The 19,548-nt window shown below is 65.9% G+C and carries 21 protein-coding genes; 11 read left to right on the top strand and 10 right to left on the bottom strand.

Features of this window, described 5'->3' with window-relative positions; genetic code table 11:
• Window positions 1-6 precede the first annotated feature (6 nt).
• From BFN67_RS12065 to BFN67_RS12020, 10 genes are all read right to left on the bottom strand, one after another.
• Complete coding sequence (locus BFN67_RS12065) at window positions 7-777, bottom strand: SDR family NAD(P)-dependent oxidoreductase (RefSeq protein ID WP_080919823.1); 771 nt, start codon at window positions 775-777, stop codon at window positions 7-9.
• The gene (locus BFN67_RS12060; RefSeq protein ID WP_080919822.1) at window positions 755-1,282 is read right to left on the bottom strand and encodes a 2,4'-dihydroxyacetophenone dioxygenase family protein; all 528 of its coding nucleotides are present in this window, start codon (window positions 1,280-1,282) and stop codon (window positions 755-757) included. The genes BFN67_RS12065 and BFN67_RS12060 overlap by 23 nt, the downstream gene beginning before the upstream one ends.
• 11 nt (window positions 1,283-1,293) lie before the next feature.
• Window positions 1,294-2,958, bottom strand: a complete 1,665-nt coding sequence (locus BFN67_RS12055; RefSeq protein ID WP_080919821.1) for a GMC family oxidoreductase — start codon at window positions 2,956-2,958, stop codon at window positions 1,294-1,296.
• 8 nt (window positions 2,959-2,966) lie between these two features.
• Window positions 2,967-4,064: an ABC transporter ATP-binding protein gene (locus tag BFN67_RS12050; RefSeq protein ID WP_080919820.1), complete on the bottom strand. Its 1,098-nt coding sequence runs from the start codon at window positions 4,062-4,064 to the stop codon at window positions 2,967-2,969.
• A 10-nt stretch (window positions 4,065-4,074) separates the two neighbouring features.
• A complete protein-coding gene (locus tag BFN67_RS12045; RefSeq protein ID WP_080919819.1) occupies window positions 4,075-5,175 on the bottom strand; it encodes an ABC transporter ATP-binding protein in 1,101 nt (366 codons plus the stop codon).
• Complete coding sequence (locus BFN67_RS12040) at window positions 5,175-5,417, bottom strand: hypothetical protein (protein WP_080919818.1); 243 nt, start codon at window positions 5,415-5,417, stop codon at window positions 5,175-5,177. Before BFN67_RS12040 ends, BFN67_RS12045 begins: the two co-directional genes overlap by 1 nt.
• 4 nt (window positions 5,418-5,421) lie before the next feature.
• On the bottom strand, window positions 5,422-6,282 hold the full coding sequence (locus BFN67_RS12035) for a carbohydrate ABC transporter permease (protein ID WP_080919817.1): 861 nt from the start codon (window positions 6,280-6,282) through the stop codon (window positions 5,422-5,424).
• A gap of 14 nt (window positions 6,283-6,296) precedes the next feature.
• On the bottom strand, window positions 6,297-7,241 hold the full coding sequence (locus BFN67_RS12030) for a carbohydrate ABC transporter permease (RefSeq protein ID WP_139789154.1): 945 nt from the start codon (window positions 7,239-7,241) through the stop codon (window positions 6,297-6,299).
• Between the two features lie 94 nt (window positions 7,242-7,335).
• Complete coding sequence (locus BFN67_RS12025) at window positions 7,336-8,691, bottom strand: ABC transporter substrate-binding protein (protein WP_080919816.1); 1,356 nt, start codon at window positions 8,689-8,691, stop codon at window positions 7,336-7,338.
• Window positions 8,692-8,744: 53 nt separating this feature from the next.
• Entirely contained in the window at window positions 8,745-9,812 is a 1,068-nt protein-coding gene (locus BFN67_RS12020; protein WP_080919815.1) for an Ldh family oxidoreductase, read from the bottom strand.
• A gap of 126 nt (window positions 9,813-9,938) precedes the next feature.
• Between BFN67_RS12020 and BFN67_RS12015 the strand changes: the two genes are divergently transcribed.
• From BFN67_RS12015 to deoC, 11 genes are all read left to right on the top strand, one after another.
• On the top strand, window positions 9,939-10,616 hold the full coding sequence (locus BFN67_RS12015) for a GntR family transcriptional regulator (protein WP_080919814.1): 678 nt from the start codon (window positions 9,939-9,941) through the stop codon (window positions 10,614-10,616).
• Between the two features lie 228 nt (window positions 10,617-10,844).
• Window positions 10,845-11,615 (top strand): SDR family NAD(P)-dependent oxidoreductase, encoded by a 771-nt coding sequence (locus BFN67_RS12010; protein WP_080919813.1) that lies wholly within the window; start codon window positions 10,845-10,847, stop codon window positions 11,613-11,615.
• Window positions 11,616-11,651: 36 nt separating this feature from the next.
• Entirely contained in the window at window positions 11,652-12,740 is a 1,089-nt protein-coding gene (locus BFN67_RS12005) for a glycerol dehydrogenase (RefSeq protein ID WP_080919812.1), read from the top strand.
• A gap of 11 nt (window positions 12,741-12,751) precedes the next feature.
• Window positions 12,752-13,477 (top strand): SDR family oxidoreductase, encoded by a 726-nt coding sequence (locus BFN67_RS12000; RefSeq protein WP_080919811.1) that lies wholly within the window; start codon window positions 12,752-12,754, stop codon window positions 13,475-13,477.
• Window position 13,478: 1 nt separating this feature from the next.
• Window positions 13,479-14,249, top strand: coding sequence for a GolD/DthD family dehydrogenase (locus BFN67_RS11995; protein WP_080919810.1), 771 nt, complete (start codon window positions 13,479-13,481; stop codon window positions 14,247-14,249).
• A gap of 51 nt (window positions 14,250-14,300) precedes the next feature.
• Entirely contained in the window at window positions 14,301-14,942 is a 642-nt protein-coding gene (locus BFN67_RS11990; RefSeq protein WP_080919845.1) for a glucose-6-phosphate isomerase, read from the top strand.
• Entirely contained in the window at window positions 14,939-15,889 is a 951-nt protein-coding gene (locus BFN67_RS11985) for a shikimate dehydrogenase family protein (protein ID WP_080919809.1), read from the top strand. Before BFN67_RS11990 ends, BFN67_RS11985 begins: the two co-directional genes overlap by 4 nt.
• Window positions 15,890-15,892: 3 nt before the next feature.
• Window positions 15,893-16,816 carry a phosphoglycerate dehydrogenase gene (locus BFN67_RS11980; RefSeq protein ID WP_080919808.1) on the top strand — a complete coding sequence of 308 codons (924 nt, stop codon included), beginning with the start codon at window positions 15,893-15,895 and terminating at the stop codon, window positions 16,814-16,816.
• Window positions 16,816-17,688: an MBL fold metallo-hydrolase gene (locus BFN67_RS11975; protein ID WP_080919807.1), complete on the top strand. Its 873-nt coding sequence runs from the start codon at window positions 16,816-16,818 to the stop codon at window positions 17,686-17,688. Before BFN67_RS11980 ends, BFN67_RS11975 begins: the two co-directional genes overlap by 1 nt.
• A gap of 103 nt (window positions 17,689-17,791) precedes the next feature.
• The gene (locus BFN67_RS11970) at window positions 17,792-18,679 is read left to right on the top strand and encodes an SIS domain-containing protein (RefSeq protein ID WP_080919806.1); all 888 of its coding nucleotides are present in this window, start codon (window positions 17,792-17,794) and stop codon (window positions 18,677-18,679) included.
• Window positions 18,680-18,806: 127 nt separating this feature from the next.
• Window positions 18,807-19,541, top strand: a complete 735-nt coding sequence (gene deoC, locus BFN67_RS11965) for a deoxyribose-phosphate aldolase (RefSeq protein WP_080919805.1) — start codon at window positions 18,807-18,809, stop codon at window positions 19,539-19,541.
• The last annotated feature ends 7 nt before the right edge of the window (window positions 19,542-19,548 follow it).

Raw genomic sequence — 19,548 nt, 5'->3', positions numbered from 1 at the left:
GGATTCTCACGTGATCAGATAACCGCCGTCGACGACCAGCACGGCGCCGGTGACGAAGCTGGCGAGCGGCGACGACAGGAAGACGACGGCTGCGGCGACCTCCGCCGGCTCGCCCCAGCGCTTCATCGGCGTGCGGCCGAGGATCGGCTGGTTGCGCGCCGGGTCGTCGCGAAGCGCCGTGGTGAGCGGCGTGGCGATCCAGCCCGGCGCCACGGCGTTGACGCGGATGCCGTCGTCGGCATAGGCGATCGCCAGCGATTTGGTCATCTGCGCCACGCCGCCCTTCGAGGCCGAATAGGCCGGCACCAGCCCGCCGCCGAAGAAGGACAGCATCGACGCGGTGTTGACGATGGTGCCGCCGCTTTCCTTCAGCCGACTTCTCGCCGCCGCGCAGACGCGCATGGAGCCGGTGAGATTAATATCCACCACGTCGGCGAACACGTCCGGCTCCAGTTCGGCGCCGCGACGGATCACCCCGGCGCAGTTGACGACATGATCGAGCCGGGGCCGGCTTTCCACGACGGCGCGGACGGCTGCGCCGTCGCGCACGTCGAGACGCCGGAAGTCGATTCCGGTCATTGCCTTCCTTGCGCTCTCGACCTCGGCGTCGGTCGCGCCGGTGGCCAGCACGTCCGCGCCGAGCGCCGCGAAGGCTTCTGCAGCGGCCGCACCGATGCCGGACGTGCCGCCCGTCACCAGCACGTTTCGGCCGGCGAACAAGTCGGGGCGAAGCGCCTCCAGCGCCCCTTTCGCGTCAACGGATGAATTGATCGACATAATCCTCGCCCAGTCCGACGCGGGCATAATGCTCGCGGCACATGTCGATCTTGGTGAACACGTCCTCGAAGCCGAGCGGCTCGCCATAGGCATCGACGTAATACATGATGCCGTTGACCTGGAAGTAGGTGATCATCTCCTCGACATCGTCCGGCACGACGAGCGTATGGGTCTCGCCCGGCGGTTCGAAGACGTAGCCGCCCTCTTCCGCCACCCAGTCGTGCTCGAGGTAATGCCAGCGGCCCTTCAGTACCCAGCCATGCACCGCCTGCGGATGGCGATGGCGGCTCAGCACGCCGGATTTGCGCACCTTCAAGAGGTTCATCCAGTAGCCCTGTGAGCGGTTGAGGCACAGCGGCCGGAACCAGACGTTCTCGCCCTGCGGCACCCAGACGCGCTCGTCCTTGGGAATGCCGTCGGGAATGACGAGATCCGGCAGGGTTTCCTTCGGCATCGGAAGCTGATACGGCATCCTCGGGTTCGGGTCCTTGCGCATCGGAGGCATGAGCGTTCTCCCTAGACGGCAGCCGCGACGGGCTGGCTTGGCTGGGTTGACGACAGGTCGGCCGGTGTCTTGCGCGGTCGGCCCAGGATGAATTCGGCGGCCTTGTCGGCCACGACCAGAACGGCGGCGTTCGTGTTTCCGCTGATGATGGTCGGAATGACGGAGGCGTCGGCGATCCGGACGCCCTCGACGCCTTTCAGCGTCAGTCGGGTGGATACGACCGCGTCGGGGTCGCCCTCGCGGCCCATGCGGCAGGTGCCGACCGGATGGTACACGGTCTTGACGAAACGGCGCGCATGGGCGGCAAGGTCTTCGTCCGACGTCTTGTCGGGACCGGGGAAGACCTCGCTGGCGATCATCGAGCGCAGCGGCTCCTGCGCCAGGATCTCGCGGGCGCGCCGGATCCCGCCGATGGAGAGCCGCAGATCTTCCGGATCGGCGAGATAGTTGGGATCGACCAGCGGCTGGTTGTCCGGAGCGGCGGATGCGAGCCGCACCGTGCCGCGCGAGCGCGGACGCGCCACGCAGGAATTGAGCGTGATGCCGTAGCTTGCCTTCTGGTCGGTGTGGTCCTTGTCGAGATAGACAGTCGGAACGCAGAACTGCTGGATCTTCGGCGTCGCGGAAAGGTCGTCGGGATCGAAGAACGCACCCGCCTCGACCCCGTTCGAGGTGACGGGGCCGGTGCGGTTGAGCAGGTATTCCATGCCGTTGCGCATCTGTCTCCAGCCGCGGTCGTGGCCGTAATAGCCATACGGGCCGTTGCATAGCGCCACGACCGGCGTTTCCGTGTGGTCCTGCAGGTTGGCGCCGACGCCGGGCAGGTCCACCACCGGCGACACGCCGTGCGCGCGCAGGTGATCGGCCGGACCGATGCCCGACAGCATCAGGATCTTCGGCGTGGCGATCGCCCCGGCCGCCATCACGACCTCGGCGCCGCAACGCGCTTCGCCGAGCTTGTCGCCTTCACTGTAGCGTACGCCGACGGCGCGTCCCTTCTCGATAATCACCGAATGGGCGAGCACGCCGGTCCTGACGGTGACACGCCCTGTCCGCATCGCCGGACGCAGGAACGCATCCACGGCGGAGCAGCGGCGGCCGTCGCGGGTGTTCACCTGATAGGTCCCGACGCCGCGCTGGCTTTCGCCGTTGAAGTCGCCATTGTGCGGCAGGCCGTTGCCCTGCGCCGCAAGCACGAATGCGCGTGACAGTTCCGAGACATGGCGGAGATCGGAAACCTTCCACGGGCCGCCGACGCCGTGATAGCGGTCGTTCAGCCGCTCGTTGTCCTCCATGTCCGTGAAATAGGGCAGCAGCGACGCATAATTCCATTGGTCGTCGTCCGTCTGGCTTGCCCACAAGTCGTAGTCGGCGGGCTGGCCACGCATGTAGACCATCGCGTTGACCGACGAACCGCCGCCGAGCACGCGGCCCTGGGGCACGATCGGCGTGCGGCCGCCGAGATGCTCCTGCGGCACGGACTTGTAGAACCACATGTAGCGCTCGACGCCGAGCAGCTTGACGAAACCCGCCGGCATCCGGATCAGCGGATTGCGGTCGTCGGGACCGGCTTCGAGCACGAGCACCGTATGCCTCGCCTCGGCCAGCCGCGCCGCGACGAGACAGCCGGACGTTCCTCCGCCCACGACGATGTAGTCGTATGTCGGCGCGGCCATGACCCTTCCTACGCGGCGAGGTCGTCGTCGATGCGACGCGAATTGTCCTGCGGGAAGAGAAGCAGGTGGTCGGCGTCGATGGTGAGCGGAACGACCTCGCCACGCCGCGGTCGCACGGAAGGATGCGCGACCAGCGTGAAGCGCACTTTGCCGACATCCACCATCACCAGGTTCTGGTCCTGCAATTCCTCGGTGACGAACACCTTGCCTTCCAGCACGAGGGGACCGTTGGCGCCGATCGACAGGAAATGCGGACGCACGGCCGCGAGCGCCTCGGAGCCGAGCTGCGCGGCCTTATCGGAAAGGCGTTCAGGCAACGTGAGCGTCTGCCCTTCGAAAGCGAGCGTCCAGCGCCCGCCGTCCCTTGCCAGCCGGCAATCGAAGAAGTTGATCGGCGGCTCTCCCACGAACCCGGCCACGAATGCGTTGACGGGCCGGGCATAGATCTCGTCGGGCGGCGCCATCTGCTGGATGAGGCCGTTGCTCATGACCATGACGCGGTCGGCGAGCGCCAGCGCCTCCTCCTGGTCGTGGGTCACGTAGATCATCGTGTAGTGATACTGCTGATGCAACTGCTTGATGAAGCGACGCATGCGATACCGCTGGCGCGTGTCGAGATGACTGATCGGCTCGTCGAGCAAGAACACCGAAGGCTTGCGCACCAGCGCCCTGGCGAGGCCGACACGCTGCGCCTGGCCCGACGACAGGCCCTGGGGTTTCAGGCCCAGCAAGGGCACCAGTTCCATCTTTTCGGCGATGTCGCGCACCCGCCGGTCGATCTCGTCCGCGTTCATGCCCGCCGAGCGCAACGGAAAGGCGATGTTCTCGTAGATCGAGATGGTCGGGTAGAGCGCATAGGATTCGAACGACATGGCGACGTTGCGGTCGCGCGCGCGGACATCGTTGACCACCTTGCCGTCGATCTCGATGGTTCCTTCCGACACGGTTTCGAGCCCCGCGATCATGCGCATGGTCGAGGACTTGCCGCAGCCCGACGGGCCGAGGATCGCCACGAATTCCCCGTCGGCGATCTCAAAATCGATGCCGTGGACGGCCTTCACCGTGCCATAGCGCTTGACCAGGCCGGTCGCCTTTATCGAAGCCATCGCTCTCTCCTCAGACCGAAGGAACGGCGTGCACGACGGCGCGCGCGTCCTGGAAAAGATGCACGGCGTCGCGCGGGAAGGCGATCGCCACCTCCTCGCCGACATGGATGGACGTATGCGCCGGAACCGAAACCGAGACCTGATCGCGGCCGATCCCGACAAGCGCGATCTTGGAGTGCCCGAGATGCTCGATCACGTCGACCCTGCCGCGCAGCGCCGCGCTGTCGCCCTGCTGCGCCAGCCGCACCTCGTTGGAACGGAACCCGACCTGGATCGACGCGTCGGCCGGCCTCAGTCCGTCGAGCGCATCGGCGCGAAGGGTCGCGACCGGCATGCCGTCCGGGGTCACGAAGGCGACGCGGTCCGCCTCGCGGCGCGGCTCGACGGTGATGAAGCTCATGGGCGGATCGCCGACGAAGGACGCTACGAAGGCGTTGGCCGGCCGATGATAGAGATCGGCCGGCGTCCCGATCTGTTCCAGGCGACCCTGATTGAGCACGGCGACCCGATCGCCCAGCGCCAGCGCCTCGCGCGACGACGTCGTCGTGAACACCACGGTCGCGTTGAGGTCGTCGGCGAGCGCCTTGAGCTCGGCCCGGATCTTGTGCCGGAGCTTGGCGTCGAGATGCCCCACCGGTTCGTCGAGGAGATAGATGTCGGCAGGGCGGATGATGGCGCGGCCGAGCGCGACGCGCTGGCGCTGGCCGCCCGACAGGAAGCCTGGCCGACGGTCGAGGAGATGGCCGATGCCGAGGATTTCCGCGATGCGCTTGACGCGCTGGTCGATCTCGGCCCGCGCCATGCCGCGTGCGTGAAGCGGAAAGGCGAGGTTCTCGCCGACGCTCAGATGCGAATAGAGCGCGTAGTTCTCGAAGGCCATGGCGGCGTCGCGCCGCTCGGGCGGCAAATGCAGGATCGAGACCCCGTCGCGCAGCACGTCGCCGGTGGTCGGGCGGGTGATGCCGGCCAGGATGTTGAGGATCGTGCTCTTGCCCGCGCCCGCCGGTCCGTAGATGACAAGGAATTCCTTGTCCCGCACCGTCAGGTCGATCTTGCGCAGCGCCACCTTGGCGAGGCCGTAGCGTTTGTGGACTGCCTTGAGCTCGTACATCAGACGGCCTCCTCCATGAGCGCCCTCACCTCGGCCTCGGCGCGCGCGCGCTCGGCGACGGCGCGCGACCGTGCCCTGAGGAAGAAGGCGAGTGCCAGCGCGACGGCGACGACGTTCATGACGACGACCGAGACGGACTGGCTTCCGAAATACCGCTCGACCAGGCCGAGCCACGCGAAGACGACGCCGATATAGATGAGGACGGCGCGGAAGCCAGCGTCCCAGGCTTGACTGAAACTCATGACCTCACCCCCTTACCGCGCCGAAGGTCAGGCCGCGCACCATGTAGCGCTGCATCAGGAGCACGAAGGCCATCATCGGCAGGACGCTGATGGTTGCGGCGGCCGCGACCGGCCCCCACAGGATGCCCTGCAGCGTGAAGAAGGATTCCACCCCCACCGTGATCGTGCTCGCCGTCTTGCGGGTCAGGATGTAGGCGAACAGGAACTCGTTCCAGCAGAAGATCAGCGTGAAGACCCCCGTCACCGCGATGCCCGGAGCCGCCAGCGGGAAGACCACCTTGCGCAGGACCTTCATGCGCGACAGGCCGTCGAGGCGCGCGGAGTGCTCCAGCTCGCGCGGAATGTCCTGGAAGAACGACACAAGCAGCCAGATCGCGAAGGGCAGGTTGAACATCGTATAGGAAATGATCAGCGCGCCCGGCTGGTCAAGCCCTACGCCCAGGAAGCGGCCGACGGCGGTCTTGCCGGTGTCGCGGAAGATCAGGAAGTAGGGCAGGATCACCGCGATGGCCGGGAACATCTTGGTCGACAGGATGAAGAACAGGATGTGGCCGTCGCCGACATTGTAGCGGGCGAAGCTGTAAGCGGCGAGCGCGCCGGCCACCACCACCAGTACGGTCGAGGTGACGGAGATGAACAGCGTGTTCTTGATGTAGAACAGGAAGTTCTTCTCCCAGATCGCGTGGACGTAGTTGTCGAGCGTCGGCGTGAACAGGAAGCGCGGCGGCGACACCATCACGTCCTGCGGCGGCTTGAACGAGGTCACGACCATCCACAGGATCGGAAAGACGATGAAGGCGAGCACCAGGACGATGAGACCGTAGCGCAGGACTTCGGTGGCGAAACTTGTCGGGCGTTGCAGCATGGCGAGGTCCTCTCTCAGCCTTCCGACGCGCGGGTCGAGAACTGCTTCAGGAGCGGTGCGAGGGCGAACAGGCTGGCGACCAGCATGGCGTAGAGGAAGAACACGGCCATGGTGGACGCATAATCCATGCGGAACAGCTTCAGCCCGGTGCGGTAGAGATAGAAGGTCATCGACTCGGTGGTCGTTCCCGGCCCGCCGCGCGTCAGCACCGCCACGGCGTCGTAGAGGCGCACGCTGTCGATCGTGCGAAGGACCAGAACCAGGAAGAGCACCGGTTTCAGCATCGGGAAGGTGAGCGTGCGCAGCACCCTGAACGTGCTCGCGCCGTCCAGTTCCGCCGCCTCGAAGGGCTCCTTCGGCAGCGCCTGGAGGCCGGCCAGCGCGATCAGGGCAACGAAGGGCGTCCACTGCCAGACGTCGAACAGCACCACCGACCACAGCGCGATGGTGTAGTCGCCAAGCCAGTTCGGCTGTGGCAGGTGAAGCAGGCCGAGGAAATAGTTAATCAGCCCGAACTGCGTGTCGTAGAGATAACGCCAGAACAGGCCGGTGACCGCGGCCGAGGTTGCCAGCGGCAAGACCATGAGACTGCGGATGATGCCCTTTCCGGCCGTCGCGCCGTTGATCAGGAAGGCGATCGCGATGCCGAGCACCATTTCGAGGACGACGGCGGACACGGTGAACTGCAGCGTCACGCCGACTGATTTCCAGAAGGCCTCGTCGGCAAGCACGATGCGATAGTTGTCGAGGCCGACGAAGTCGCCCAGCCTTCCACGCGTCAGATCGGCGAAGCGGAACGACACGTCGAGCGCATAGGCGAGCGGCAAAAGGGCAAAGACCAGGATCACGACCATGGCGGGCGTGATCAGCAGGATCGAAAACCACCTGTCCGACATGCCGGCCGACATCGTCGCGGGGCGGCGCGTCTGCGAGGCTGGAATGGACATGGATTGCGACATCAAGGGCACTCCGGAAACGATGTTCTGTCTGGCCGGGCGCGCGGCGGAGCCTTGGGAACTCCGTCGCGCGACCGGTCCTGGTCCGGGAGGACGATCACTTGCCGATCGGGCACGGACCGCCGCAGATCTTCTCGACATCCGAGGCCAGCTGCTCCGCCGCCTGGCGAGCGGTGATCTGGCCCGCGGCTGCCGCCTGCAACGGTATCTGCATGGTGTTGTAGATCTTGGCGCCGAAGGGCGTGTCGAACAGGTTCGAGCGAAACCCCTTCATGTCGTCGAAGATCTTCAGCAGCGTGGCGAAATGACCGGTCTTGGCGCGGCTTTCCGGCGTCGCGAACTGCGGGTCGGACAGCACGCTCATCAGCGTCGAGGTGCCGCCGGCCTTGGCGAACTCCATCTGCGCGTCATGGCCGCCGATATAGGCGACGAAATCCATCGCCTCCTTGGGATGCGTCGAGCTTGCAGACACGGCCAGCAGGAAGCCACCGATATAGGCCTTCTTCTCCGGTGCTTCGGCAACACCCATCCTGGCGCCGGGCACGCTCTGCTCCGTCGTCACCGCATTCGGCCACTGATCGAGGAAGAACGAATAGGTCTGGGCGATCTGGCCGTCCTTCATCTGGTTCATCACGCCGTCATAGGTGACGGTCAGCGCCGCCGGCGGGGCGAACTTCACCAGCTTGAGGTAGTCATCCATCGCCTTCTCGACCGCGTCGACCGGCACCTTGCCGTCGTCGGTCAGCCAGTCGGCGCCCTGGCTCCACAGCACGCCCGACATCTCGTCCTGGATTTCAGGGAACGGCCCCGCCATCAGGCCGACGCCGTAGAAATCCTTCGTCAGTTCCTCGCCCTTCAGTTTGTCGCCCTTCTTGCGGGTGAAGAATTCGGCGATGTCGCGATGCTGCGCCCAGGTGGTGGGCACGGCGAGGTCGTAGCCGTATTTTGCCTTGAAGGCGGCCTGCTCGGTCGGGTCGTCGAACAGGTCGGCGCGATAGATGTAGCCGGCCGTATAGGTGTAGTAGGGCAAGCCCCAGACATCGCCCTTGTACTGCGTGGTGAGCGCCGCCAGCGTCGGCGCGACGTCGTCGAGCTGCGCCTTCTTGTCGGCGAAATAGTCCGTCATCGGCAGGATGAAGCCGTTCTCGGCGAACTCCGCCTTTTCGGACGTCTCCAGTGTGACGACGTCATAGGCGCCGGTCTGGCCGACCATCTCGATGACCTGCTTGTTGTAGAGCTGCGAATTGTCGATGTTGACGACATTGACCTTGACGCAGTTCTTCGCCTCGAAGCCGGACACCAGCTTGGCCATCGCGTCGGTGTAGAAGCCGGCGATGGTCGACCAGGTGATCGGCACGCGGTCGGCGTCATTGCACGCCTGTGCCGAGGCGGCCCCGACGGTGGCAACGAGTGCGGTCGACGCGACCGCCCCGGCAATCAGTATCTGCTTCATTCCCAAATCCTCCCTTTTCATCGTCCGGCGCGACCGCGGCCGGCCCGAATGCCTCAAATCCGCGATGTTTCCTGCAGCGTCGTATCCGCGCCTTCCGCGCCTGCAAGCAGGCCCAGAAAGGCCGCCGTCTCGAGATCGACCGGTATCCCCTCCCGCTCGCGTTCGGCCTCGATGGTCCATTCCCTGTCGCCGGGCGCCATCGTGTCCGGCCCCGCTCCGCGGACGGCGCCGAGATAGGCCGCCATGCCGGCGCGGAAGACTTCGGCGCCGCCGAAGCGCGCCGGGTCTATGGCGAGACAGAAATGCCCCATGTTTCGCGGCGTCGTCCTGTCGCCGGCGCCGACCATCGGGATCATGGCGTGGTCGGCAGTCATGCCCTGCAACACCGCCGAAAGCACGGTCGCGACGCCGGCAAGCGCCGCACCCTTGAAGCCGAACTCCTCGCCGCCGAGAGGAAGCAGCATCGAGGCCGCATGCGCGTCGCGCGTAGCCGTGCCGTCCGCCCCGGCCGCCACGCCCTGCGGCAATTCCTTGCCAAGCGCGCGAAACAGCAAAACGCGGTTGAGCGGTATGGACGAGGTCGCCATGTCGACCAGCCAGGGGCGCCGGCCACCGCTCGGCGCGGCGAAGGCCAGCGGGTTGGTGCCGTGGAAAGGCTTCGCCCCGCCAAACAGTGTCACGGCCGAATCCGAATTGGTCGTGGCGAAGCCGATCATTCCTGCCTGAGCTGCGGCAATGGCATAAGCTCCGGCCGCGCCGAAATGCGAGGAGCGCACCACGCCGACCGCGCCGATCCCGGCTTCGCGCGCCAGCGCAATCGCCTCTTCCATCGCGCGATAGCCGGCGAGATGGCCCAACCCGTCGTCCCCGTCGACGACGGCTGTCGCCGCAGCGGTGCGCCGTACGGAAATATCGGGATTTCCTTTCACCCGGCCGGCGCGAAGAACCGAATCGTAATGGCTCACCAGGCGCACGCCGTGGCTGTCCACGCCGATGCGCGAAGCGTGCATGAGCGCCCTGACGCAGGCGTCCGCCGCCGTCCCGGACGCACCCGCAGCAAGCAGCCTCTGCTCGAGGGCGCGCGAAAGGACGTTCGCCTTGATCCTTACAGTTGCCGTCATGGGCTTGCAGCCAGGTACGCAGTTGCCATTTGGCATCTGGCGTATCATATCTGATATCTCAGTCAAACGATAATTGCGGACCGACGTGCGAATCGCACAATAAGTCGACAAGGAAGGGGAACGACCATGGCGCTGGAACGGGGACCGTCGCTGACCGAGCAGGCGGCGGACGAAATACGGGTCAGGATCGTGCGCGGCGCCCTGCAGTTGGGCGAGTCGCTGTCCGAGATCATGCTCGCCAAGGATCTGGGAGTCAGCAAGACCCCGGTGCGCGAAGCCCTCATGCAGCTCAAGCGCGAAGGGCTTGTGGAAGTTCACCCGCAGCGCGGCACCTTCGTCTTCTCGATGAGCCCGGAACAGGTCGGCGAGCTTTCCGAGCTGCGCGGCATACTGGAGACGGCGGCGCTGCGCCTGGCGCTTGAGCGAAACGCCGCTGCGCTTGTCCAAAGCTGGGCGGGAACCGTCGGGGAAATGAAAACTGCCCTCTCCGAAAGCGACGCCGAACGCTACCGGATCCTCGACGGGGCGTTTCACCGCACGATGTTCGAACTGGCGGGCAACGCCTACCTGCTGGAAGCCTTCACCACCATCGCCTTCCGGGTCCAGGCGCTGCGGAACCGCCTGTCGCTCGAGGCGGAACTCAACAGCACCTCGTTCGGCGAACACGAAGACCTGCTGCGGCTGGCTCGTAGCGGCGACGCCACGGCCGCCGAAGCGCTGCTCGTCCGTCATATCGAATGGACGCGATCCCACTATCTGGCGAAGCTGGCCGGCAACGGGGCGCCAGGCCAGGGAACAGCCTGACGATAGCGGGGAAACGCGGCGACCGCCACGGAAACCGTCGCCTCCCACCGCCCCATTTTGTATCTTTGCTACAGACTCGTTGCGCATATCACCCGTCACGGGGCGAAAAGACCCGTGATCGCTCCTCCCTCAGCGACATTTACCCAATGATTGCCCATTGACAGTGATTGTCAAGGTAGTTTTATTACAAAGCTGAGGCGACCTTGAGGGGAAGCCGGGAGGTTCGACATGTATTCAGAAATGCTCCGGCTGGACGGACGGAAGGCGCTCGTGACCGGCGGCAGCCGCGGCATCGGCTACGAATGCGCCCGCGCGCTCGGCCAGATGGGGGCGCGGGTCGTGCTGTCCGCGCGCGGCGAGGAGGAAGGCAGGGAGGCGGCGGAGCGCCTTTCCGGCGAAGGCCTCGACGCCACTTTCGTCGCCGCCGATCTGACCGCGGCGGACGGACCGGCAAGGCTCGTGAACGCCGCGGCGGAAGCGCTCGGCGGCCTCGATATCCTCGTCAACAATGCCGGCGTCGCGCGACACAAAGCGAGCCTCGACGTCGATCGGGCGCTGTGGGACGAGGTGATCGACACCAACCTGACCAGCCTGTTCCTGTGCTGTCAGGCAGCCATCCCCCTGATGACCGAGGCCGGCGGCGGATCGATCGTGAATGTCGGTTCGATCTCGGGCTTCATCAGCAACATTCCCCAACACCAGGCCGCCTACAACGCGTCGAAGGCCGGCGTGCACATGGTCACCAAGTCGCTCGCGGGCGAGTTCGTCGAGCGGAATATCCGCGTCAACGCCGTCGCGCCCGGCTATATCGAGACCGCCATGACAAAGGGCGGGCTGGAAGACCCCGATTGGGCGAAAATCTGGAACGGCATGACGCCGATGGGGCGTCCCGGAAAGCCGAGCGAGGTCGCCTCGATGGTTCTGTTCCTCGCCTCCGACGCGGCCAGCTACATGACGGGATCCATCGTCACCATCGACGGCGGCTACACGCTGCGCTGACCGGACAATCAACGGCAATCGGGAGGACCATCACCAATGTCACGCGCTTACGGCGGCCCAGGAAAATACATTCAGCGGCGCGGCGAGATCGACAGGCTCGCCGCCCATGTCGCGCCGCTCGGCACGAAGGCGCTGGTCCTCGTCGACAAGGTCGTGTTCGACGCGCTCAAGCCGCGCATCGAGAAAGGGCTGGACGGCGAGATCGAGGCCCGGTTCGAACGGTTCAACGGCGAATGCTCATGGGCGGAGATCAAGCGCGTCACGGCGATCGCATCGGACGCCGTGGTCGTCGCGGTCGGCGGCGGCAAGACCATCGACACCGCCAAGGTCACCGCCATGAACACCGGCGCCCGCATCGTCGTGGTGCCGACCATTGCCTCCACCGACGCTCCATGCAGCGCCGTCGCCGTCGTCTACGACGAGCACGGCGTCTTCGTCGAATCGCTGCGGCTGACGCGCAATCCCGACGTGGTGGCCGTCGATCCCGAAGTGGTCGTCGCCGCCCCTGCCCGCTTCCTGGTCGCCGGCATCGGCGACGCGCTGTCGACCTGGTTCGAGGCGCGCTCCAATCTCGAATCGCGCACCGACAACTATGTCGCCGGCGGCTTTCCCGCGACACAGGCCGGCATCGCGATCGCCGAGAAGTGCCACGAGGTATTGATGCGCGACGGCCTCAAGGCCAAGGCCGCCGTCGAAGAGGGCCTGTGCACCACCGCGGTGGAGAACATCATCGAGGCCAACACGCTCCTATCCGGCCTCGGATTCGAGAATTGCGGCTGCTCGGCCGCCCACGGCATCCACGACGCGCTGACCCAGCTCGACGAGACGCACGGGTTCCTGCACGGCGAGAAAGTGGCCTTCGGCGTGCTCTGCCTGCTCATGCTGGAGGACCGCGATCCGGACGAAATCGAGGCCATGATCCATTTCTGCCGCGCGATGGGCCTGCCGACGACGCTGGCGGACCTGAAGATCGTCGAGGACGTCGAAGCCAAGATCGAGCGCGTCGCGACCGCTGCCCTGAAGAACCCGGACGACATCATCTACGCGACGCCGGTGGCGCTCAGCGTGCCGCTGCTGCGCGATTCCATCCTGGCGCTCGACGCCTTCTCGCGCGCGCTGGATTGAGGAGAGGCGCGATGGCAGACAAGCCGCTCGTCATGATTACCGGCGCCAGCGCCGGCATAGGCCAGGAAACGGCGCGCGTCTTTTCGCAGGCCGGCCATCCCCTGCTGCTGATCGCGCGCCGACCCGAGCGGATCGAGGCGATGGGCCTTCCCGACACGCTGGCCGTCGGCGCGGACGTGCGCGACTACGACGCGCTCGTGGCGGCCGTCGAGGAAGGCGAAAGAAAATTCGGATCGGTGGACTGCCTCATCAACAATGCCGGCATCTCGCGGCTGGCGCGGCTGGACGAGCAGGACCCGAAGGAATGGCGCGACCTGGTCGACATCAATTGCCTCGGCGTGCTCAACGGCATGCACGCGGTGTCGTCCGGCATGAAGGCGCGGCGGCGCGGCACCATCATCAGCGTCTCGTCCATCGCCGGGCGCAAGGTCTATCCGCATCACGACGTCTATGGCGGAACCAAGCACTTCGTCCATGCGATCAGCGAAGGGCTGCGGCAGACCATGTCGGCGCATGGCGTGCGGGTGATGGTCATCTCGCCCGGCGTGACCAAGTCGGAGATCGACAAGACCATCACGCACCAGAACGCCTACGACTTCTGGAACAAGGGACGCGAGGCCATGGACGGCGGTATCGACGCCAACGACGTCGCCCGCACCATGCTGTTCGCCTACCAGCTTCCCCAGACCGTCAATCTCCAGGAGATGACGATCACCCACACACGCCAAGAGTTCTGAGATGGCCGATCCCGTATCCGACACCATGCCCGACCTGCTCGATTTCGCGGGACGCTCCGTCTTCATCACCGGTGCGGCCGCGGGCATCGGACAGGCCGTCGCCGAGGCCTTCGCCGCACACGGCGCGCGCCTGGCGCTGATGGACCGCGATGCGCGCATCCAGGACGGCGCCCGCACGCGCGGCGAGACCCATCTCGGACTGGTCGGCGACGTCACCGACGAGGACAGCGTGCAACGCTGCGTCCGGACTGCCGAGCAGGCGTTCGGTGGCATCGACATCCTCGTCAACAATGCCGGCATCGGCCCGCTCGCTGCTGCGGAGAGCTATCCGACCGCGGAGTGGGACCGCACGCTCGCCATCAATCTCAAGGGCGCGTTTCTCGTCGCGCGCACCGTCGCGCCGGGCATGCTCGCGCGCGGCAAAGGCCGCATCGTCAACATGGCCTCGCAGGCGGCGACCATCGGCATCGAGGGCCATGTCGCCTATTGCGCGTCGAAGGCCGGCATCATCGGCATGACCAACTGCATGGCGCTCGAATGGGGACCGCGCGGCGTCACCGTCAATGCCATCTCGCCGACCGTGGTGGAGACCGAGCTCGGCCTGACCGGCTGGGCCGGCGAAAAGGGCGTGAAGGCGCGCGCCGCGATCCCGACCCGGCGCTTCGCCAAGCCGTGGGAAATCGCGGCCGCCGTTCTCTATCTCGCCGGCGACGGCGCCGGGATGGTCAACGGTGCCAATCTGGCGATCGATGGCGGCTACACGATCGTCTAGAGCATGGTCCCGAAAGCGGGCCGCAAGCATGAAGTGGAAGGACCGATACTCGTGAAGAAACATTTCGAACCGGTCGGTTGCGACGTCGACCTTGCGACCGGAGCCATGACCAACGCCACCGGCAGCTACGAGAAGCGCTTCGGCGATCTCGCCGGTCTCTACGGCGACGAGGCGGCCTTCCAGCGCATGCGCGCCGAGTGGGGCGACAAGGTGGTTTATGCCGTTTCGGATTTCCGCCCCTCCGACCGAGCCGGCGACGTGATCTTCGGCGTCACGCGCATGGTTCCCGGCAAGGTGGGCGACGAGTTCTTCATCACGCGCGGCCACATCCACCAGCAGACCGACCGCCCCGAAATCTACTACGGCCAGAAGGGCAAAGGCCTGATGCTGATGGAATCGCCCGAAGGCGAGACGCGCATCGTCGAAATCGAGCCGCTGACCTGCTGCTACGTGCCGCCCTACTGGATCCACCGCTCCGTCAATACGGGCCCGGAAGAGCTGGTGATGCTGTTCTGCTACCCGGCGGATTCGGGGCAGGACTACGCAATCATCGAGCGCTCGGGCGGCATGCGCAGCCGCATCCTCGATGACGGCGCCGGCGGCTGGAAGGTGGTCGAGAACCCCAACTGGCGCCCGCGTGACGAAGCCGCGCTCGCGGCGGTCTACGCTTCTTCGAAAAAGGACGCGGCATGACCTACCAGCCAGCCACGCAACCCACCTTCTACTTCATCGGCGTCACCACCGCGAAAAGCTCCATCATGCGGGTCTTCCCGGCCTGGGCCAGGCATCTCGGTCTCAAGGACGCCGTCATCAAGGGCATGGATTTTCCCCTCCATGCCGACCCGCAGGCCTATCGCGAGGCCGTTTCCTTCATCAAGCAGGACCCGCTTTCGCTGGGCGCTCTGGTGACGACGCACAAGCTCGACCTCTTCAAGGCCGCGCGCGACCTGTTCGACGAGATTGACCCGCATGCACAAGCCATGAACGAGACGAGTTGCCTCTCCAAGCGCGACGGCAGACTGGTCTGCCACGCCAAGGATCCGATCTCGTCCGGCCTGGCAATCGACAATTTCCTGCCGAGGGATTATTTCGAGCGCACCGGCGCGGAACTGATGTCGATGGGGGCCGGCGGCTCCACCATCGCCATCACCTGGCACCTCATGCGGCCCGAGCGCGGCTCGGACCGACCGTCGCGCGTGGTCGTGACGAACCGCTCGCAGCCGCGGCTGGACGAGATCAGGCGCTTCCACGAAAGCCTGAATTTCGGCGTGCCTGTCGACTACGTGCTGGCCGACAGGCCGGAACTGAACGACGAGGCCATGGCGAAACTGAAGCCCGGCTCGCTGGTCATCAACGCGACCGGACTGGGCAAGGACGCGCCGGGCTCGCCGCTCACCGACGCCGGCGTCTTTCCCGAACGCGGCATCGCCTGGGACCTCAACTATCGCGGCGACCTCGTCTTCCTCGACCAGGCGAACCGGCAGAAAGCCGCACGCCACCTGCAGGTGGAGGACGGATGGACCTACTTCATCCACGGCTGGACGCAGGTCATCGCCGAGGTTTTCCATATCGACATCCCGACGTCCGGGCCGGCCTTCGACGAGATATCGCGCATCGCCATCGAGGCGGCGAAGAGCTGAACCATGGCGCGCATTCTCATCACGCCCCGTTCGCTCACCCAGGAGCCGCCGCGCGAGCTTTCCATTCTCACCGAGGAGGGCCATGAACTGGTCTTTTCCACGCCGGGCAAGCTGCCGGGCGAAGCGGAACTGATCGAGCTGCTGCCCGGCTGCGCCGGCTGGCTGGCCGGCATCGAGCCCGTCAGCCCGCGGGTGATCGACGTGGCCGACAGCCTGAAGGCGGTTTCGCGCAACGGCACCGGCGTCGACAACCTGCCCTTGCCCGACCTCGAGCGAAAGGGCGTGCGCGTGCTGCGCGCCGAAGGCGCGAACGCGACCGGTGTGGCGGAACTGGCGATCGGGCTGATGCTTGCCGTCCTGCGCTCCATCCCGGCTGCCGACCGCGGCATCAAGGCCGGAGGCTGGCCGCGGCAGCGCGGCAAGGAAATGCGCGGCCGCACCGTCGGCGTGGTGGGCTGCGGCGCGGTCGGGCGTCAGGTGGCGCAAATCGCCTCCGCCATGGGATCGCAAGTCCTCGGCTACGACCCCTACCCGCGCGACTTCGCCACCGCCGGGCCGTTCTCATGGGCGGGGCTGGACGAGCTTTTCTCGCGCGCGGACATTATCTCGCTGCATTGCCCGCCGCTTCCCGGCGGCGCCTTCCTCATCGACGAGACCCGCCTGAAAGCCATGCGGCCGGGCGCGGTCATCGTGAACACGGCGCGCGCGGCGCTGGCGGACGAGGACGCGCTGCGGACCGCGCTGGACGAGGGCCGGCTGCACGGCTATGGCACGGACGTATTCGCGGTCGAGCCGCCGGAACAGGGAAGCCTCGCGTTCCATCCGAAGGTCGTGGCCACCAGCCACATAGGCGGCTTCACCGACGAGAGCGTGAGCCGCGCGACGGAAGTGGCGATCCGCAACCTGCTCGATGCGCTGGCGAGTTGATGGTGAAGATGCGCGTTCTCGATTTCGTGGAACCGCTGGCCGAACATCTCGCCGGTCAGCCGGCGGACGGCGTCTCGCTCTACTGGCTCGGCCAGGCCGGGTTCCTGATACGCGCCGGCGGCCGCACGCTGCTGATCGACCCCTACCTGTCCGACAGCCTGGCCGAAAAATATCGCGGTACGCGCTTCCCGCACGAACGCATGATGCCACCGCCCATTGCCATCGGCGACCTGCCCTCCATCGCCTGCGTGCTGGTGACGCATCAGCACACCGACCATATGGACCCGCAGACGCTCACGCCGATCGCGAAGGCGTTTCCGGCCTGTCGCTTCGTCGTGCCGCGCGCGTCAACAGGAGAGGCCGTGAAGCGCATCGACGTGCCGCCGGCACGGCTCGTTGCGATGGATGCCGGCGAAAGCGTCGAACCGCTCGCGGGCGTGCGCATCCACGCCGTCCGGGCGGCTCACGAAACGCTTGAACGCGACACCCAGGGCAACCACCGCTTCCTCGGCTACGTGCTGGAGACAGGCGGCGTGAGGATCTATCATTCAGGGGACACCGTCCCGTTCGACGGCCTCGTGGACGACGTGAAGCCGCTGGCTCCGGACGTGGCGCTGCTGCCGGTCAATGGACGCCGCCCCGACCTCGGCGCCAACGGCGTGCCCGGCAATCTGTCGATCGAGGAGGCCATCGATCTTGCCCGCGCGCTCGGCGCCGGCGCCGCCGTTTTCCATCACTACGGCCTATTCGCCTTCAACACGGCCGACCCCAGGGTGATCGACGCCGCGGTCGAGACCGCGATGCGGGGCGGTTGCGAAACAACATTGCTTAGGGCACAAACCGGCAGAGAATATCGCGTTTCCCAGAGCTGACGGATCGGCTCGCGGGCATCCGTTCTTTCAGCCGCGCAGCATCGGCGCGGGAGGCGCGGATGCAGGCAAACCGGCCGCCAGCTTCCAGCCGCAACGGATTCCCATGCCGCGCAAGCCAAGAGTCTCCGAAACGATCGGAACCAACGAGAACATCATCGAGACGGTCCGCACGCGCCTCGACTTCCTGCGCAAATCCGACCGCAAGGTGGCGGAAGTGGTGCTGGAAGACCCGCGCCGCATCCTTCACGCGACCGTCGCCGAAACCGCGGAATGGGCCGGCGTCAGCCAGCCCACGGTGATCCGCTTCTGCACGTCGATCGGCTGCCTCGGCTATCAGGACTTCAAGCTGCGGCTGGCGCAGTCGCTCGCGCTCGGCACGCCCGCCACCCACTCGGTCATCCTGCCCAGCGACGGCCCGGAAGCGGTCGCGGAAAAGATATTCGACTACACGATCACCAGCCTTGACTGGGTCCGCAACCGCCTGGACGGCCAGGCGATCCGCAAGGCGGTCGACATCCTCGCCAACGCCAAGCGCATCGAGTTCTTCGGCTTCGGCGCATCCGGCATCGTAGCGCGCGACGCGCAGCAGAAATTCCCGCTCTTCGACGTGCCCTGCGGCGTGGAGATCGATTCGCACCAGCAGATCATGGTCGCGTCGATGCTCAGTCCCGGTGACGTTCTGGTGGTGATCTCGAATACCGCCGCGACGACCTCGCTGCTCGACACCGCAGAACTGGCGCGCAAACGCGGCGCCGTGGTGCTCGGCCTCGTCGGCATGCACGGACCGCTGGTCGAGCATTGCGACCATGTCGTCCTCGTCGAGACGCTGGAGAACACCAATATCTACACACCGACGATCTCGCGCATTGCCGCACTCGCCGTCATCGACATCCTGTCGACCGCCGTGGCGCTACGGCGTGGCGAGGAGCATGTGGAAAGCTTCGGCGAAATGAAGAAGCATCTGAGCTATCTGCGAACGGACGACGACTAATTGCGTACCTGTAATACTGATATCTGATATATTTCATCCGTATTGAAGGTATATCGCCTTATTCCGTTGACATTTCTGTAGTCATGCTACAGAAATGAAAGACATTCAGTCCGGGAGGAACAGGGCCATGTCAGCCGCCGCATCGGCACCCGAAAGCATGGACGCCGCGGGGCTCGCCGCCCTGATCGATATCAGCGCGGTCCAGGCCTTCCATACCGAACAGGACGTGCGCGCGCTGGCCGGGATCGCGACGGAAAACCGCTTCATCGCGGCCCATGCGCTGCCGCATTTCGTGCCGCTCCTGCGCAGCCTCATCCCCGCCGGTTCCTTCACCATGGTCGGCGGCCCGGTCGGCTTTCCCTCGGGCGGCCATGCCACCCGGACCAAGATCGCCGAGGCCATAACCCTCGTCGCCGACGGGGCGCAGGAACTCGACATGATGATGAATATCGGCCGGCTGAAATCCGGCGATACCGATTATGTGGCGGAAGAAATCCGTGCCGTGGCCGACGCCATCGCGCCCGTGCCGTTGAAGGTAATCATCGAATTGTACCATCTGAGCGACGATGAGATCCGTCGCGCCAGCGAGATCGTCGCCGAAAACGGCGCGGCGTTCGTCAAGACCGGCACCGGCTGGACGCCGAGCGCCACGACGGTCGAAAAAATCCGCATCATCGCCGAGACCGTGCGCGGCCGCGTCGCCATCAAGGCGTCCGGCGGCATCCGCAGCCTGGAAACGATCCGCGAAATGGTCGCCCTCGGCGTCAGCCGCTTCGGCATCAACACGAAGACGGCCGTCGATCTGGTCCGCGAATGCGCGGCGCTGCCGGGCGGCAGGCTGATCCTGTCGGACGCGGCCTGAGGCCTGC

Source organism: Manganibacter manganicus (assembly GCF_002075885.1).
Lineage (GTDB): Bacteria > Pseudomonadota > Alphaproteobacteria > Rhizobiales > Rhizobiaceae > Mesorhizobium > Mesorhizobium manganicum.
This window is presented reverse-complemented; position numbering and strand designations above follow the sequence as displayed.